Raw genomic sequence first — 17,827 nt, forward strand, 5'->3', positions numbered from 1 at the left:
TGATTTTTCTACGTTATTAGACATCAAAAGATATCTGCATCCATTTGTGCTTCATACTCTGCTTTTTCTGCAATAAAGAAATAATATTTACGGCAAACGTTATAACCATGCTGATACAATTTATCAAACTCCTCAGGCGTTAATTTTTTCAAACTGGTTGAAAAAGTCATCGCAAATTGATCATCACCATTTGCATGAGGAATCTGAGTTTTAATCGGTAAATACACACCTTTATTTTGTTTTAAATAGTTGAGTAAGTTTCGGATACGTAACGAACGATTTTGGTTATAAATAATATCAATAATATGTATAAAGCGAGTAGCAATCTTATACAAACTCGGTACTTTTTCATCCAATGGAGAACTCGCATCCGATACAATTAACACCGTCTTATCAGATAATTTTGCTTTACGCGAATTGGTTGCAATATCAAAGAAAGCTTCTAGCCCTAAGTTATCATACACCCCACCATCATAAAGATGTAACGTCTCTTGTTTAGGCAGATAAACTTTTTCTGCTTCAGGTGGTTGGTTCCATTTTCGTTTATACCAAGTGTACGCTTTAGTCTCCAAAGAAAGCGGACCAATCCCCACAGGAAAAGCAGCAGAGACCGCCATGGCATCAGCTAATGAGAAATCCTTTTCCGTGCTTTTCACATAGCCAGACTCATAATCACCAAAATTCTGTTTTTTAAAACGAAAGCGCTTCCCTGTTTCCCCAACCGTACCATTAATGCTCCAATAAGGTAAATCGGGTAAATCCGTTAATTTTGCGTGGATTTGCCATTCTGCTGCCAATGCTTTTGAAACAACATTTGCACGGGAAAAAAGATATTTTAAATTAAGAGGGTTAATAAATTGTTTTAATGTGCCAGAAATGAGACTTTTAGTACATAAAATCTGCTTAACTCGTGGTGCAACACGTTGAAGAAAGATTTCAGAAGTTGGCCACTGCATCCCTGCTTCTTGAAAAATCAACCCGACAATCAAGCTTCCACCTGACACCGAGGAAATATGTGTAATTTGCTCCAAACGTTTCTGTTCAGCTAGGTAAGTTAAGACACCAAGGTGAAATACCATCGCGCGAATCCCACCGCCAGACAAAGCAATCGCAATCTCTTTACGATCTACTTGAGTTGAATTCATTTTCATCCCCTCATTATTTGTTTGCTTTTCAAACAAATGTAAAATAAGAGGATGAAAAAAGCAACATGATTATGAGGGGTATTTTTCCTAAAAACCGCCCAGATCTATGTGCTATTTTTGATGCATTTCGTATGCAGCAAGTGTGTTAAACATTAGCATAGCAACCGTCATAGGACCCACCCCACCTGGAACTGGGGTAATATAACTGGCTTTTTGGGCAGCAACGTGATATTCCACATCCCCGACTAATTTACCTTCAAGGCGGTTAATTCCGACATCAATCACTATCGCGCCTTCTTTAATCCAATCGCCTGGAATAAATTGAGGCTTACCCACTGCAACAACCAAAATATCCGCTTGCCGAACATGTTGTTGAAGATCTTTAGTAAAACGATGTGTCACTGTGACAGTACAACCTGCGAGTAACAGCTCAAGCGCCATCGGGCGCCCAACAATATTGGATGCGCCGACAATCACTGCATGTTGACCATGTAAATCCACACCTGTTGTTTCGAGCAGTTTCATTACACCATAAGGCGTACATGCACGTAAGGTAGGGATACGTTGACATAAACGCCCAACATTATAAGGGTGAAAACCATCCACATCTTTTTCTGGCGCAATGCGTTCAATCACTTTTGTGCTGTCAATATGTTTTGGTAACGGTAATTGCACTAAAATTCCATCAACTTGCTCATCACGATTGAGTTGATCAATTAAGGTCAACAACGCCAATTCTGAGGTCGTTTCAGGTAAATCATAAGATTGTGATTGAATACCAATTTCTGCACAACTCTTACGTTTGCTACCAACATAAACCTGAGAAGCGGGATCCGCGCCAACTAAAATCACAGCTAAACCAGGAGCACGTTTATTTTGTTGTAAATATTGTCCAATTTTTTGTGCTACATCTGATTTAATTTTTTTTGACAGTTCCGTCCCAGAAATCACTTGTGCCGTCATTGATTTGCCCTTTATTTTAGTGAAAGAAAACGTTTGCTATTTTGTCAGAAAAAGAGACTAAATGTAAGTAAAATTGAGATAAATTTAACCGATTGATTGAAAAATAGAAAAAATTAATTGACTGCAATTAAAAGAAAACTATAATGCTACACATTCGTCGGCGAGTAGCGCAGCTTGGTAGCGCAACTGGTTTGGGACCAGTGGGTCGTAGGTTCAAATCCTATCTCGCCGACCACTTCCTAAGTTTAGATATCCATTTGAAATGCGCCCTTAGCTCAGCTGGATAGAGCAACGGCCTTCTAAGCCGTAGGTCATTGGTTCGAATCCAATAGGGCGTGCCATTAACACTGCAATATTTCACTACTAAAACAAATATCCTGTAAGACAAATTGGTTTTACTCGTCTAATTTGTTGCTGTTTTTATCTAGCAGAATAAAAAGGGAAATACAATGCAGATGTGGCGACAAAAATTTCAACAATCTGATATTGATATAGTAATACTTCGCCTCATGGTGATTATACTATTCTTTGTCTTCGGTAATACTAAATGGTTTGAGTTTGAAGTAGAAGGATTAAAACCCATTATTTCAAACAGCTGGTTACATTTTCTTTATGATACCTTAGGCTTTCATAAAACAAGTTATTTGTTAGGTGTTGTTGAAACCCTTGCTTATATCAGTTTGGCAATAGGATTCAGTAGACCGAAAGTTGCACTTATAGGCAGTTTTTTAGTCTTTGTCACTGCAATAGTCACAGTAAGTTTGCTGTTTCAACTTGGCTTTAATGGGTTTATTTTTAAAGATATTCTGCTAATCGGCATGGCGATTGTGCTATTTAAGCATGACTTAAATCGCGCTTATCCTATTTCATAATTTTTGCACTTCACGACCTACAAAAATGGAAAGTATAACAACTTTCCATTTTTTGTTTGTCTAGAGTGATTATTTCACGATTTCACCTTTGGCTTGTAGATCTGCATGATAAGACGAACGAACAAACGGTCCACAAGCTGCATGTTCAAATCCCATTGCCTGCGCTTTATCACGAAATTCATCAAACTCTGCAGGTGGTACATAACGTGCAACAGGTAAATGATGGCGACTTGGCTGTAAATATTGTCCTAAAGTCAGCATAGTTACGCCATGATCGCGAAGATCTTGCATTACCTGCAGAATCTCTTCGTTCGTTTCACCTAAGCCAACCATTAACCCAGACTTTGTTGGAATATGTGGAAACATGGCTTTGAAATCTTTCAAGAGTTTTAATGACCACTCATAATCTGCCCCAGGACGAATTTCACGATATAAACGGGGTACATTCTCTAAATTGTGATTAAATACATCAGGTGGGTTATCTTTCAATTTATCTAATGCTTGGTCAATTCGTCCACGAAAATCTGGCACCAAAATTTCAATTTTGATTTCAGGATTCAGCTTACGAATTTCCTTTACACATTCTGCAAAATGCCCAGCACCACGATCAGGCAAATCATCTCGGTCTACAGAAGTAATCACCACATACCGTAGTTTCATATCCTGAATAGTTTCGGCTAATTTACGCGGTTCTTCTGGATCAGGCGGAAGGGGTTTACCATGTGCCACATCACAGAAAGGGCAACGACGGGTACAAATTGCCCCTAAGATCATGAAAGTCGCCGTACCATGATTAAAACACTCATGCAAATTAGGACAAGATGCCTCTTCACACACGGAATGTAATCCATGGCGACGCATACCATTTTTGATACTATCAATTTTTGCAGAGTTCGCGGGTAACTTGATTTTCATCCAATCAGGCTTTTTCAATAGCTCTTGATTAGGATCGATATTTTTCACTGGGATAATGGACGTTTTTGCAGCATCACGATATTTTACGCCACGTTCCATTTTAAAAGGTGTGCCCATTTTACTTCCTTCCTCGAATCAGGCAATCTGAAAAGTGCGGTCTTGTTTCATGACTTTTCAAATTTCGTTGATATGTTAAAATTTTGTTGCATTATATCCTAATAATTGGGCAAAGTGTGTAACTAATTTAGGGGCAACTTTTTCGCAAGTAGCTTCCGAGCGTTCAATAAAATCCGCTAATTGACACATTTCTAGTCCCGCATAGCCGCAAGGATTAATAAAATGGAAAGGCGATAAATCCATATTAATATTGAAGGCAAGCCCATGGAATGAACAGCCTTTACGAATTCTCAATCCCAAAGAACAAATTTTCTTTTCGTTAATGTATACACCTGGTGCATCTGGTTTTGGATAAGCTTGAATGTCATAATCCGCCAGTGTATTGACGACTGCCTGTTCAAGAGCCGTCACTAAATCACGCACCGTCAAATCACGCCCAAGCGCTTTTTGGCGTTTAATATCAATAAGGACATACATCACTTGCTGACCTGGTCCATGATAAGTGATTTGCCCGCCTCGATCTGACTGAACAACAGGAATCTCCGTCTGCTGTAATAAGTGCTCCGCTTTCCCCGCCTGCCCTTGTGTGAATACTGCAGGATGTTGCACTAACCAAATTTCATCTTGCGTATCCACACCACGTTCATCGGTAAACGTTTGCATCTGATGCCACACAGTCTGGTAATCTTGTACACCTAATTGGCGTACCACAAGGGTCATTGGTTCACTCATTTTTACTATAACACCATTCTTACGCCATCAATTTTCGCTAACTCAACATAAAGCACTTCAACTTGCTCAATATGCTCTGCAATAATATCAATAGATACAGAATTATACGTTCCCTTACTGCTCAATTGTTGACGCGGGTTATAATCGCCTTTTGCATGTTTTTGTACTACCACAACCACATCATCAATCAAATCAATGCGATTGGCGCCCACGACTTTAAACGTGAAAGCACAAGGGAACTCTAAAAGATCTTTCAATTTAGCTTGTGGAAGATCGTTAAGTTGTACTGTTTTATTTGTCATGTTTTTATCCCAAAAATAATCAAATCTTCATCGCACTGAAACCATGTCAGTACGAAAATCACCGAGTAACGTTGTGGTTTCAATATGGGGATGATTTTCAATTAATCAAATAAACTTTTTACGGTTAATACTAACCAATCCCACACTTTGCCAAAAATACTCCCTTCTGGTACATCTTGCATCACTTGTAAATCCACTTTCGCGACATCTTTACCATCAAGTTGATAGACCACTTGACCAACCACTTGTCCTTTTACTAAAGGCGCTTTTAAATATTTTGTTTGCAATTCATAACGGGCTTTGAGATCCGTCTGTTTCCCTTTCGGTACTGTAATAAAACTGTCTTTTAATACACCCAAAGCTACATTGCTGCTATTTCCATAGTATACCGCTTGTTCAGAAACCGCTTTTCCTGCTTCTAATGTTTTAAAAGTATCAAAGTTAGCAAAACCCCATTGTAATAATTTTTTGGTTTCAACCTCTCTACCTTTAATTGTTGGGACCCCCATAACCACCGAAATTAAACGCATACTATTGCCATTTACGGCAGAAGAAACGAGGTTATAACCTGCTTTGTCCGTATGACCTGTTTTAATCCCATCGACTTGTAAGGTTTTATCCCACAATAAACCATTGCGGTTATTCTGTTTAATTTTATTAAAAGTAAAATCTTTTTCTGCATAAATACGATATTCATCAGGCAAATCATGAATTAAACGTGCACCGATAATTGCCATATCACGTGCGGAAGAATATTGGTTTTCATCATCTAATCCATGTACCGTGGTAAAATTCGTATTCTTTAATCCAAACTGTGCTGCATATTTATTCATCGCATTGACAAACGCAGGCACAGAGCCTGCAACATGCTCTGCAATTGCCACAGAGGCATCATTTCCAGAGACAATAATCACACCACGATTTAAGTCTGAAACTGAAACTTGTTGGTTTAGATTTAAAAACATTTTGGAAGAGCCAGGGAAATTTTTACCCCAAGCACTCTCACCAATTGTCACCATATCGTTATGATGAATTCGCCCTTGCTTCAAGGCATCGCCAACTACATAGCTCGTCATCATTTTTGTGAGTGAGGCTGGGTATTGACGCTGATCTGGATTAAGTGACGCAAGTACGGCACCAGAATGATAGTCCATTAAAATAAATGTTTGTGCATTCAACTGCGGCGCGGCAATGCCATAGTCTGTTTCCTGTGCTAATGTGGCTGGTGCAATAAATAAACTTGCTGCCAAAATAATTGGTGTCTTTTTTACAACTTTTTTGAACATACTATCCCTATCCTACATGTAGGTTAATTACTAAATGTATACACAATTAATGGTTTTGAATAATTAAGTTTTCTTAATTGTGCTTTTAATTCTTCCACTTGAGACTTTTCAATCAAAGGTCCAAAATGAAGCTCAAATCGGTTTCCATTTTCTTTCAGCTCAACATGAATATCGTCTCGCCCAAGTCGTCTAATTAACGCCAAGGCTGAGTTCTTAGTTTCAAAATTGAGCAAGTGAATTTTATATGTTGTGATATTTTCTGGCTTTTTATTTTTCTCACGTCCGCCATTGATATGACGGTTTTCATTATCCACAACCACTGGCGGTTCTAATTGATTCAATACGTCTTGATTTTTCGCCAGTTTTGCTAATGTTTGAGTGGCTGGACCTGAAATTTTCCCGTGTTGATCGACTGAAAATACTTCAACTCGGACTTTACTGACGCCACTTCCTATAAGACCAATTTCTCTTGCTGCAGCACGAGATAAATCAATAATTCTATTCTTAATGAAAGGTCCTCTATCATTAATACGCACAACCACTTTACGATTATTCCGTAAATTCGTGACCAATACATAAGCATTCATTGGTAAACTTCTATGTGCGGCAGTATAAAGGTTTTCGTTATACATTTCTCCATTTGATGTTCTTTTTCCATGAAACTTACGATGATAAAAACTCGCAAAACCTTCATCGGAATAGTTTCTTGCCTCATAGGTTGTCTGAGTACGATGGCGAACGCCTCTCACCACATAGGTATGTGATTTTATTTCGGGTTGTTGGTGCAGAAGACTAGGGCCTTGTAGCCCAAATAACTTCTTTGTGGTTTCAGCTTGCGCCCCTACTGCAAACAAGGCAACTAAAAGTGCGGTAAAAATTCGAAAAGTTTTTTGTTTAATCATAAATCAGCTCTGTTATTTTTTAATCATAATCTAAGATGATTAAAATACTAATTAGTTCCCTTAAGAAAATGTTCTTTATGAGTATGAATGGACATAATGAGGCCAAAACCTGCCATGAGTGTCACAAATGATGTTCCGCCATAACTAAAGAGCGGCAAAGGAACCCCTACAACAGGCAAAATACCACTCACCATCCCAATATTAACAAACACATAAATAAAGAAAATTAATGTAATGGCACCAACAAGAATGCGCCCAAATGCAGTCTGTGCATTTAAACCAATAATCAATCCTCTTCCGACAATAAACAAATACATTGCCATTAAGATAAGGAAACCGATCATGCCATATTCTTCACTCAACACGGCAAAAATAAAATCCGTATGAGGCTCTGGTAAAAATTCCAGTTGTGATTGTGTCCCCTCCATCCAACCTTTTCCACTTAACCCTCCCGAGCCAATCGCAATTTTAGATTGCAGAATGTGGAAGCCCGCGCCTAACGGGTCTTTTTCAGGATCAAATAACGTTAATACTCGAGTACGTTGGTAATCATGCATGAGATAAAACCACATAATGGGAATAAAACCCGCTAGACCGATCAGCGCAATAAGAATGAGCCACCAACTCATCCCCGCCAGGAAAACGACAAATAACCCCGATGCACTCACCAAAATAGCCGTACCTAAATCTGGTTGAATGGCGACTAATAACGTTGGGACTAAAATTAAAATTAAAGCGATAAACGTATGACTGAGTTTAGGAGGTAAAGGGCGTTTTCCTAAATACACCGCGACCATAAGCGGCACGGCTAATTTTACAATTTCAGATGGTTGAAAACGAAACAATCCTAAATCTAGCCAACGTTGCGCCCCTTTACTCGTTGTACCAATCGCATCGACCAAAATAAGTAACACAATCCCTACGCCAAATAATACAGGGGCTATACGTTGATAAAATTTTGGCGGAAGCTGTGCCATTACAAACATTACTGTAAAGCCAAGCGCTACTTGAACCAAACGTGTTTTAAACATCGTTTCATTTCCACCAGATGCACTATACAGTACTAATAAGCCATAACCTGAAATGGCAATGAGACCGAATAACAGCCATAAATCAATATGTAACTTACGCCATAATGAGCGCCATACATTTTTCTCGTGCATTAGTCTGTGACCTCTGATGTCATAGTTTGCTCACTCGATAGCTGATTGACTTGTGGTAAACGCTGATTCAAATAATAATCCATGATTTGTCTCACTACGGGCGCAGCCACACTCGATCCTCCCCCCGCATTTTCTAAAATAATAGAAATCACAACTTGGGGTTCGTCATAGGGAGCATAAGCCGTAAACCACGCATGGTCATGTAACTCTTTTTTCAGTCCACTGGCATCATAAGTTTGATTTTCTTTTAAACTAAAAACTTGTGCTGTTCCTGATTTTCCCGCAACACGATAATTTGTTCCAACAAAGGCTTTACGTCCTGTACCATTCGCTGAATTGATCACATTATACATACCTCGTTTTGCCGCGTCCCAATAAGCTTGTTTCGGTTCCGTAATATCATCATATAACAGCGGATCTTGATACAATTCAACCGCACTGCCTTCGATACTTTTCATTAAGTGTGGCGTATGGACTTTACCATTATTCACTAACACACTGGTCGCTTTTGCAACTTGTAGCGGCGTGGCAATCCAATACCCTTGACCAATTCCCACAGAGATCGTATCACCTTGTACCCAAGGTCGTTTATGCCGTTTTTGTTTCCATTCTCGACTCGGCATAATCCCCGCTGTTTCTTCTTGAATATCTATCCCCGTTGGTACTCCGAAACCAAAGCGTTTCATCCAATCTGACAGACGATCGATACCCATGTTATAAGCCGTCTGATAAAAATACGTATCAGACGATTCAACAATCGCTTTATTCAAATCAGTTTGTCCATGACCTGTTTTTTTCCAATCTCGAAATCGCTTAGTCGTATTTGGTAAAACCCAATATCCAGGGTCAAAAATGGTCATATTCTGTGTAATGACGTCCTCCTCAAGAGCGGCAACACTAATAAATGGCTTAACAGTTGAAGCTGGAGGATAGGCACCTTGGGTCACTCGGCTATAAAGCGGACGACTCGGATCATTTAATAAACGTTTATAGTCCGTACTAGAAATCCCACCCACAAACAAATTGTTATCATAACTTGGCGTAGAAACCATCGCTAAAATACTATTATCTTTCGGATCCAACACGACAACGGCACCTTTTTGATTGCCCAATAAATCCGTAATGTAACGTTGTAATTCTAAATCAATGGTTAAATGAATACTTTTACCAGCAATAGCAGGTTGCTCACGTAATTTACGAATCACTTTACCGCGGTTATTCACTTCAACCTCTTCAAATCCTGTTGTACCATGAAGTTGTGATTCGTAATATCGTTCAATACCAAGCTTTCCGATATCATGAGTGCCTGCGTAATTGGCATACTTCCCTTCTTGTTTCAAACGTTCTACATCTTTGTCATTAATTTTAGCCACATAACCTAAAATATGCGTTAGCGGCTCGCCGTATAAATAATGACGTTTAAAATAAGGTTTCACTTCTAAACTGGTAAAACGATACTGATTCACAGAGAAACGCGCAATTTGTTCTTCCGTTAAATCTGACTTTAATAAAATTGGGGTATAGCGCGACGAGCGACGACGCTCTTTTTTAAATGCCTCAATATCCTCATCCGTTAAACCAACAAGCGTCCTAAGCTCATCAAAAGTGCGGTCTAAGTTTTCTACTTTTTCAGGCACAATATACAAACCAAAAAAGGTCAAATTTTCTGCTAATAATTTACCATGTCGATCGTAAATTAAACCGCGAGTGGGCGGCAAAGGAAGGAGTTTAATCCGATTACCATTTGAGCGTGTTTGGTAACTTTCATAATTCACGATTTGCAAATGATATAAATTGGTTGCCAAAATAGCAGACAAAATTAATACGAAAATAAAGGAGACTAAGGCACGACGAGCAAATAAATTACGCTCCGATTTTTTATCTCGAATTAATTCTTGTTGTGGTTGTGACAACAATTTTTTTAATTTCATAAACGAATCTGTCTGTTATTCACGATGGTAAGGATGATTAGTCGTCAGTGACCATGCTCGATACAAACTCTCAGCAACCACAACACGAACTAAAGGGTGCGGTAAAGTAAGAGGCGATAAAGACCAACTCTGTTCTGCTGCTGCTTTACATTCAGGAGATAACCCTTCAGGTCCACCAATCAGCAAGCATACATCACGACCATCTTGTTTCCAGGCTTCTAATTGACACGCCAATTGTTCCGTTGTCCAAGGCTTACCTGGAATATCAAGTGTCACAATGCGATTTCTACCACAAGCAGCCAACATCGACTTACCTTCTTGATCTAAAATGCGTTTAATATCTGCATTTTTACCCCGTTTCCCTGCGGCAATTTCAATTAATTCGAAAGGCATATCTTTAGGGAAACGTCGTTGGTATTCTTCAAAACCCGTGCTGACCCAGCCTGGCATTTTTGTCCCGACAGCAATCAATTGGATCTTCACAAATTAGCTCCACAATTTTTCTAACTGATACAACTCACGGCTTTCTGCCTGCATAATATGCACGATTGCTTGACCTAAATCGACCACTACCCAATCCGCAGTGTCCATTCCTTCATCACCAAATGTTTCAAAACCTGCTAACTTACATTCTGTAATCAAATTTTGTGCTAATGAAGCAACATGACGACTGGATGTCCCAGTACAAATCACCATATCATCTGTAATAGGCGATTTACCACGAACATCAAGATGTCGAATATCTGTTGCTTTTAGAGTATCTAATTTGTCAATTAAAAAATCAGTTAAGGTTTTCAAGTGCTTGTCCTTTTGTGCTTTAAAAACTGCGTTTAACATGGCGTTTATTCGGCAATGTGCGGTTAGAATGTGAATGATTTTTTGCCATTGAAGTATGGCGTTTTACACGATAAGGCTTTGGCAGTGTTAATAGTGCATGAACATCATACTGACTCACTGGAATACTGTGCCCGATATACTCTTCAATAGCGGGTAAATTCATCGCGTATTCTTCACAAGCAAAACTAATCGACACCCCGCTTTCGCCTGCGCGTCCCGTACGACCTATCCGATGAACATAGTCCTCTCGATCATCAGGTAAATCATAATTAAATACATGCGTCACATCCGCGATGTGTAAACCACGTGCTGCCACATCAGTTGCCACTAAAATATCCAATTGTCCTTCTGTAAATTGTTTCAATAATGAAAGACGTTTTTTCTGAGCTACATCGCCAGTCAACAAACCAACACGATGACCATCTGCCGCCAAATACCCCCAAATATCTTCACAACGGTGTTTAGTGTTTGCAAACACGATACAACGCTCTGGCCACTCTTCTTCTAATAATGTCAGCAATAGCGCCATTTTGTCTTGATTTGAAGGATAAAAAAGCTCTTCTTTAATCCGATGACCTGTCTTTTGTAAAGGCTCAATTTCTACATATTCAGGATTATTCATGTCTTCAAACGCTAATTCTCTTACTTTGTAAGACAACGTTGCAGAAAAAAGCATCGTTAAACGCTGTTGTGGTGCGGGGCATTTCCGTAATAGATAACGAATATCTTTGATAAATCCTAAATCAAACATACGATCCGCTTCATCTAATACAACAACTTGAATATGATCTAGACGCACAATCCCTTGCTTCACATAATCAATCACACGACCCGTCGTCCCAATGAGAATATCCACGCCCTCTTCAATCGCTTTTAACTGCTTATCATAACCATCCCCCCCATACGCAAGTCCCGTTTTTAATCCTGTCGCTTTGACTAACAATTCGGCATCATTGCTAATTTGGACAGCCAACTCACGAGTTGGGGCTAAAATTAAGGCGCGTGGTGGTAAACAGGTAGTAGATACTTTTTCTCGTTTCTCTAATAAATGATGAAACGTAGCTGTTAAAAATGCCATGGTTTTACCTGTTCCTGTTTGCGCTTGTCCTGCCACATCTTTTCCCATTAAACTTATTGGCAAAGACAACGCCTGAATAGGCGTGCAATAATCAAACCCTTTCGCTTGAAGTGCTTGTAAGACATTGCTATTTAAAGGTAAATCCGCAAAACGACATGGTGTTAAATAATTCTCTTGCATAAAAAATGATAAATCTCTGAAAAAAATTGTGCTAAGAATAGCACGAAGTACAAAAATCCCCAAAAAATGCACGTACTTTTCCAATTTTTTCATAAAAGTCGGCGCTAAAACTAGACAGTAACGGGTTTTAGTGATAATTTACGCCTATTCAAAAACATCACATATTCATTCATTTATTCTTTTATATCAAATCAATAACAACCCTCAAATATTATGCATCTTACAGAACTAAAAAATAGACCAGTTTCTGAACTTGTGGAACTTGGTGAAGGTCAAATGGGCTTAGAAAACTTAGCTCGTTTACGTAAACAAGACATCGTTTTTGCGATCCTAAAACAACACGCTAAAAGTGGCGAAGATATTTTCGGCGGTGGTGTACTTGAAATTTTACCAGATGGTTTCGGTTTCTTACGTTCCGCCGACAGCTCTTATCTTGCTGGTCCAGACGATATCTATGTCTCACCGAGCCAAATTCGTCGTTTTAACTTACAAACAGGTGACAAAATTGAAGGCAAAATTCGCCCACCTAAAGAAGGTGAACGCTATTTTGCATTACTCAAAGTTGACCAAGTCAACGACGATAGACCCGAAGTTTCACGTAGTAAAATCCTATTTGAAAACTTAACCCCACTTCACGCTAACTCACGTTTAAGAATGGAACGGGGTAATGGTTCAACGGAAGATTTAACTGCGCGTATTCTTGACTTAGCCTCGCCAATTGGTAAAGGTCAACGTGGTCTAATCGTTGCACCACCTAAAGCGGGTAAAACGATGTTGTTACAAAATATTGCACAAAGCATTACCCACAACTATCCAGAATGTGAGTTAATCGTTTTACTTATCGATGAACGTCCTGAAGAAGTCACTGAAATGCAGCGCTCAGTAAAAGGGGAAGTGATTGCTTCAACCTTTGACGAACCAGCAACTCGTCACGTTCAAGTTGCTGAAATGGTAATCGAAAAAGCAAAACGCTCTGTTGAACACAAAAAAGACGTGGTCATTTTACTTGATTCTATTACACGTCTAGCTCGTGCTTACAACACTGTGACGCCAGCCTCAGGTAAAATCTTATCTGGTGGTGTGGATGCCAACGCATTACATCGTCCAAAACGCTTCTTTGGTGCCGCACGTAATGTAGAAGAAGGTGGTAGCTTAACCATCATCGCGACAGCCTTAGTCGACACTGGCTCAAAAATGGATGAAGTGATCTTTGAAGAGTTCAAAGGAACAGGGAACATGGAGTTACATCTTTCACGTAAAATCGCAGAAAAACGCGTTTTCCCTGCTATCGATTTCAACCGTTCTGGTACACGTAAAGAAGACTTACTCACAACACCTGATGAACTACAAAAAATGTGGATTCTGCGTAAAATCCTTAACCCAATGGGTGAAGTGGAAGCAATGGAATTCCTTATTGATAAACTCATGGTAGCAAAAACCAATGATGAGTTTTTTGAAATTATGAAGCGTTCATAATGCGTCAATGATAATCACAAGAAAAGCCGCAAGTAATGCGGCTTTTTTATTACAATGATTCGCTGAATATCATGAATAAAAAAGTGCGGTCAATTTTCGCAAAATTTGACCGCACATCTCAACATATTCAAGTTAGCTCTAAACTTTATGCAATCACAATGTTTGCAATCGCCACCCCCACTAAACAAGCTGTTGTCACCCCAATGAGACCTGGCATCATAAAGCTATGGTTAAAATAATATTTACCAATTTTCGTCGTACCTGTTACGTCAAAGTTTACTGTTGCAATATCCGATGGGTAATTAGGGATAAAGAAGTAAGCATAAGTAGCTGGCATTAAGCCCACTAATAATGGCGCAGGCAAGCCTAATTCCAGACCAACAGGTAACATCATAACGGCTGTCGCAGCTTGGCTGTTAATCACTACTGACACAGCAAAGAGCGCAAGCGCAAAGGTCCAAGGGTAATGTCTTACCATTGAGGTAATCCCTTCTCTAAATTCAGGCATTGCAAATTTGAAGTACGTATCACTCATCCATGCAATACCAAAAATCGCAATTGCAGCCACCATACCAGATTTAAACACTACGCCATTTGGTACGATTTGTGGGTTAGTTTTAGTGACTAATAAAATAATACCACCAAAGCAGAGCATCATCATTTGAATGATTAATGACATAGAAATCGGTTTAATTTTCTCGCCTACCCCGATCGTACGGATTTCTGGCAACATCGCCACAATCACAATCACTACTAATGACAATAAGAATAAGTAAACTGATTGTTTTGCCGCAGGCGGTAATGCTTCATTCAATGTGGTACTTGTGGTACTTAAAATACGATCGCGCCAAATTGGATCTTGTAAACGACGTTGATATTCTGGATCATCCTCTAATTCTTTACCACGACGCATACTATAAAGCGCGAGTGCCATTGTTCCCGCGAATGTTGCAGGTACGGTGACACAAATAATATCGAGTAATGAAATATGTTCAAAGCCTGGTAATTCAACAATTTTGCCTAAATAGAATACTACAGCCGCGGAAAGTGGGCTTGAGGTAATCGCTAATTGAGACGCCACAGAAGATGCCGCCATTGGACGCTCTGGACGAATTTTATTTTTTAACGCCACATCACCAATGATTGGCATGATGGAATAAACAGAGTGACCTGTACCAAGCATAAAAGTCATTAAGTAGGTCACGATTGGTCCAAGTAAAGTAATACGCTTAGGATTGCTACGTAAAATACGTTCTGCAATTTGTAGCATAAATTTCAAACCGCCTGCAGCCTCTAAAATTGACGCACAAGTGACAACAGATAAGATAATTAACATCACATCCACTGGTGCTTTTCCGACTGGCATACGGAAAATAAAGACTTCAATGACTAAGCCAATACCCGATACGACCCCTAATCCGATACCACCAAAACGACTGCCTACATACAGCATAAATAGTAGGAATAAAAACTCTAAATACAGCATAATACTACCTCTAAAATGTTACAAAAAATGATGTAGCTATCATACTTGATTTATATTTGTACACAATCATTTTGCTCATCTTTTGTGTGCTTTTCGTAAAAAATCAAACAATTGTTTGGTTTAAATCAAAAAATAAAATACGTATAAAAATAAGGGATTTTTGAGGGAGAGAAGAAAAGAAAAATGGAAATAAGGCAAGAAAAAATTTAGGCGGTTTAATCACCGCCTAAATAAGAATTATTGATTGTTTTGAACGTAATCAATCGCAGATTGAACTGTTGTGATTTTTTCAGCTTCTTCATCTGGAATTTCGATATCAAATTCTTCTTCTAAAGCCATGACTAATTCAACAGTGTCTAAAGAATCCGCACCTAAATCTTCAACGAAAGACGCTTCAGATTTTACTTCGTCTTCTTTAACGCCTAATTGTTCAACGATGATTTTTTTTACGCGTTCTTCAATGCTCATTTGTTTCTTCCTATAGTTTAGTTTTTCGCTCACTGCGACGAGTTAATTAGTGTATGTATTTTTTCCTAACTTACAACGCTTTTTATTGGTGGTCAAACCTCAAAAGCCTATTTTCAAAAATACATACCGTTAAAAAATACAGTTACGTTACTTCATTTACGCTTAAAGTGGCGTAACCAAGTTACATTGCGATTCGGATTTTAACATTAACCTCAACCTTTGGCTATGCTTTTATCCCTTAAAATCTGTAATTGATTTATACACCCTAATTGGTGAACATTCCACCATTTACATGCAATGTAGTCCCCGTAATATAGCTCGCGTCATCAGACGCCAAAAATGAAACTGCTTTTGCAATATCTTTAGGATCGCCTAAACGACCTGCAGGTACTTGTGATAAAATGCCTGCTTTTTGATCTTCTGTCAAAACATCAGTCATATCCGTTGCAATAAAGCCTGGCGCAACCACGTTAACGGTGATGCCACGAGATGCCACTTCTTTTGCAAGTGCTTTGCTAAAGCCAATCACACCCGCTTTTGCCGCACAGTAGTTAGCTTGTCCTGGATTACCCATTGAGCCAACCACAGAACCAATAGTGATGATACGACCAAAACGTTTTTTCATCATTGAACGTAACATCGCTTTTGATAAGTGATATACCGACGTTAAATTAGTTTGCATAATATCAAACCACTCTTCATCTTTCATACGCATTAACAGGTTGTCACGAGTGATCCCTGCATTGTTAACTAAAATATCAATATCACCAAAGTCTGCTTTAATTTTATCTAATGTTGCTTCGATTGAAGTAAGATCTGTGACATTTAGTACAAGGCCTTTCCCTTTTTCACCCAAATATGCAGAAATACTTTCAGCACCTTTTTCTGATGTCGCCGTACCAATCACAAATGCACCTTTTGCACTTAATTCTTCTGCAATCGCACGACCAATACCACGCGTTGCCCCTGTTACTAACGCAATTTTACCTTGCATTGACTATCCCCTTTTTGAATCTTAATAAGTTATGCTAATACTGCTTCAACTGCATTTAATGACGCCAGATCATTTACTGCTGTTGCTTGTAAATCTGCCACAATACGTTTCGTTAAACCAGTCAACACTTTATTTGGACCGATTTCCACTAATACTTCCACCCCATCTTTCGCCATAGCTTCTACAGTTTCAGTCCAACGTACTGGGCTATAAAGCTGACGTACCAGTGCAGTACGAATTTCTGTACTTTCTGTTTCAGTTCTAACATCCACGTTATTAATCACTGCGGTACTTGGCACTTTCACCGCGATATTGTCTAACGAAACCGCTAACTGATCTGCCGCGGGTTTCATTAATGCACAATGTGAAGGCACACTCACTGCTAATGGTAATGCACGTTTTGCCCCTGCTTCTTTACAGGCTGCTGCTGCACGTTCAACCGCCGCTTTCGCACCAGCAATCACCACTTGACCTGGTGAATTAAAATTCACTGCTGAAACCACTTCACCTTGTGCTGAATCAGCACAAGCTTTGATAATTGACTCGTTATCTAAACCAATAATTGCATACATTGCACCAGTGCCTTCTGGCACAGCTTGTTGCATTAATTTACCGCGTAATTCCACTAATTTAATCGCATCTTGGAAATCAAGCACATCAGCACAGACTAATGCAGAATACTCACCTAAACTGTGTCCCGCCATTACTGTAGGTTTTAATTGTGGGTATTTTTGTTGCCATACACGATAAATTGCCACAGAAGCCGCTAAAAGTGCAGGCTGAGTTTGCCACGTTTTATTTAATTCTTCCGCTGGGCCTTGTTGTACAAGTTGCCACAAATCATATCCTAATGCCTCAGAAGCTTGTTGGAAAGTTTCTTCTACAACTGCATATTCTGTTGCTAATTCTGCTAGCATACCAACCGCTTGTGACCCCTGACCTGGAAAAACCATTGCGAATTTTTTCATCTTATTTTCCTT

At 39.2% G+C, this 17,827-nt stretch carries 18 protein-coding genes and 2 tRNA genes; 4 read left to right on the forward strand and 16 right to left on the reverse strand.

Translation table 11 applies throughout. The annotated features are described in order from the left end of the window. Nucleotides 1-23: 23 nt before the first annotated feature. Nucleotides 24-1,145: a patatin-like phospholipase family protein gene (locus ACWIT3_RS03880; protein WP_457161498.1), complete on the reverse strand. Its 1,122-nt coding sequence runs from the start codon at nt 1,143-1,145 to the stop codon at nt 24-26. Between the two features lie 111 nt (nt 1,146-1,256). Further along, entirely contained in the window at nt 1,257-2,108 is an 852-nt protein-coding gene (gene folD / locus ACWIT3_RS03885; protein WP_046339031.1) for a bifunctional methylenetetrahydrofolate dehydrogenase/methenyltetrahydrofolate cyclohydrolase FolD, read from the reverse strand. A gap of 158 nt (nt 2,109-2,266) precedes the next feature. Between folD and ACWIT3_RS03890 the strand changes: the two genes are divergently transcribed. From ACWIT3_RS03890 to ACWIT3_RS03900, 3 genes are all read left to right on the forward strand, one after another. Continuing rightward, nucleotides 2,267-2,343: transfer RNA gene (locus tag ACWIT3_RS03890), tRNA-Pro, on the forward strand. A 29-nt stretch (nt 2,344-2,372) separates the two neighbouring features. Then, nucleotides 2,373-2,449 (forward strand) — tRNA-Arg (locus ACWIT3_RS03895). A 108-nt stretch (nt 2,450-2,557) separates the two neighbouring features. Further along, complete coding sequence (locus ACWIT3_RS03900; RefSeq protein ID WP_457161499.1) at nt 2,558-2,980, forward strand: DUF417 family protein; 423 nt, start codon at nt 2,558-2,560, stop codon at nt 2,978-2,980. 69 nt (nt 2,981-3,049) lie between these two features. Here ACWIT3_RS03900 and lipA read toward each other — a convergent pair whose 3' ends face one another. The 10 genes from lipA to rhlB all read right to left on the reverse strand — a co-directional run bounded on the left by lipA (nt 3,050) and on the right by rhlB (nt 12,423). Beyond that, a complete protein-coding gene (gene lipA, locus ACWIT3_RS03905) occupies nt 3,050-4,012 on the reverse strand; it encodes a lipoyl synthase (protein WP_457161500.1) in 963 nt (320 codons plus the stop codon). 75 nt (nt 4,013-4,087) lie between these two features. Next, entirely contained in the window at nt 4,088-4,744 is a 657-nt protein-coding gene (gene lipB, locus ACWIT3_RS03910) for a lipoyl(octanoyl) transferase LipB (protein ID WP_457161501.1), read from the reverse strand. Between the two features lie 5 nt (nt 4,745-4,749). Further along, nucleotides 4,750-5,046, reverse strand: coding sequence for a DUF493 family protein YbeD (gene ybeD, locus ACWIT3_RS03915; protein ID WP_046339088.1), 297 nt, complete (start codon nt 5,044-5,046; stop codon nt 4,750-4,752). A 101-nt stretch (nt 5,047-5,147) separates the two neighbouring features. Further along, nucleotides 5,148-6,332 carry a serine hydrolase gene (locus ACWIT3_RS03920; protein ID WP_457161502.1) on the reverse strand — a complete coding sequence of 395 codons (1,185 nt, stop codon included), beginning with the start codon at nt 6,330-6,332 and terminating at the stop codon, nt 5,148-5,150. Nucleotides 6,333-6,355: 23 nt separating this feature from the next. Further along, entirely contained in the window at nt 6,356-7,234 is an 879-nt protein-coding gene (locus tag ACWIT3_RS03925) for a septal ring lytic transglycosylase RlpA family protein (RefSeq protein ID WP_457161503.1), read from the reverse strand. A gap of 47 nt (nt 7,235-7,281) precedes the next feature. Continuing rightward, a complete protein-coding gene (rodA, locus tag ACWIT3_RS03930; RefSeq protein WP_457161504.1) occupies nt 7,282-8,397 on the reverse strand; it encodes a rod shape-determining protein RodA in 1,116 nt (371 codons plus the stop codon). Beyond that, nucleotides 8,397-10,328, reverse strand: coding sequence for a penicillin-binding protein 2 (gene mrdA / locus ACWIT3_RS03935; protein WP_457161505.1), 1,932 nt, complete (start codon nt 10,326-10,328; stop codon nt 8,397-8,399). Before mrdA ends, rodA begins: the two co-directional genes overlap by 1 nt. Nucleotides 10,329-10,343: 15 nt before the next feature. Next, nucleotides 10,344-10,811 carry a 23S rRNA (pseudouridine(1915)-N(3))-methyltransferase RlmH gene (gene rlmH, locus ACWIT3_RS03940; protein WP_457161506.1) on the reverse strand — a complete coding sequence of 156 codons (468 nt, stop codon included), beginning with the start codon at nt 10,809-10,811 and terminating at the stop codon, nt 10,344-10,346. 3 nt (nt 10,812-10,814) lie between these two features. Further along, nucleotides 10,815-11,126 (reverse strand): ribosome silencing factor, encoded by a 312-nt coding sequence (gene rsfS, locus ACWIT3_RS03945; RefSeq protein WP_457161507.1) that lies wholly within the window; start codon nt 11,124-11,126, stop codon nt 10,815-10,817. A 19-nt stretch (nt 11,127-11,145) separates the two neighbouring features. Beyond that, nucleotides 11,146-12,423 (reverse strand): ATP-dependent RNA helicase RhlB, encoded by a 1,278-nt coding sequence (rhlB, locus tag ACWIT3_RS03950; RefSeq protein ID WP_457161508.1) that lies wholly within the window; start codon nt 12,421-12,423, stop codon nt 11,146-11,148. A 213-nt stretch (nt 12,424-12,636) separates the two neighbouring features. Between rhlB and rho the strand changes: the two genes are divergently transcribed. Further along, on the forward strand, nt 12,637-13,899 hold the full coding sequence (gene rho, locus ACWIT3_RS03955; RefSeq protein WP_046339095.1) for a transcription termination factor Rho: 1,263 nt from the start codon (nt 12,637-12,639) through the stop codon (nt 13,897-13,899). Nucleotides 13,900-14,044: 145 nt separating this feature from the next. Here rho and ACWIT3_RS03960 read toward each other — a convergent pair whose 3' ends face one another. The 4 genes from ACWIT3_RS03960 to fabD form a co-directional block, all read right to left on the reverse strand. Further along, complete coding sequence (locus ACWIT3_RS03960) at nt 14,045-15,385, reverse strand: anaerobic C4-dicarboxylate transporter (protein WP_457161509.1); 1,341 nt, start codon at nt 15,383-15,385, stop codon at nt 14,045-14,047. A gap of 237 nt (nt 15,386-15,622) precedes the next feature. Continuing rightward, complete coding sequence (gene acpP, locus ACWIT3_RS03965) at nt 15,623-15,853, reverse strand: acyl carrier protein (RefSeq protein ID WP_034617387.1); 231 nt, start codon at nt 15,851-15,853, stop codon at nt 15,623-15,625. A gap of 265 nt (nt 15,854-16,118) precedes the next feature. Continuing rightward, on the reverse strand, nt 16,119-16,847 hold the full coding sequence (gene fabG / locus ACWIT3_RS03970; RefSeq protein ID WP_457161510.1) for a 3-oxoacyl-ACP reductase FabG: 729 nt from the start codon (nt 16,845-16,847) through the stop codon (nt 16,119-16,121). 29 nt (nt 16,848-16,876) lie between these two features. Beyond that, complete coding sequence (gene fabD / locus ACWIT3_RS03975; protein WP_457161511.1) at nt 16,877-17,815, reverse strand: ACP S-malonyltransferase; 939 nt, start codon at nt 17,813-17,815, stop codon at nt 16,877-16,879. Nucleotides 17,816-17,827 lie beyond the last annotated feature (12 nt).

It is taken from the genome of Pasteurella sp. P03HT, from assembly GCF_054052285.1.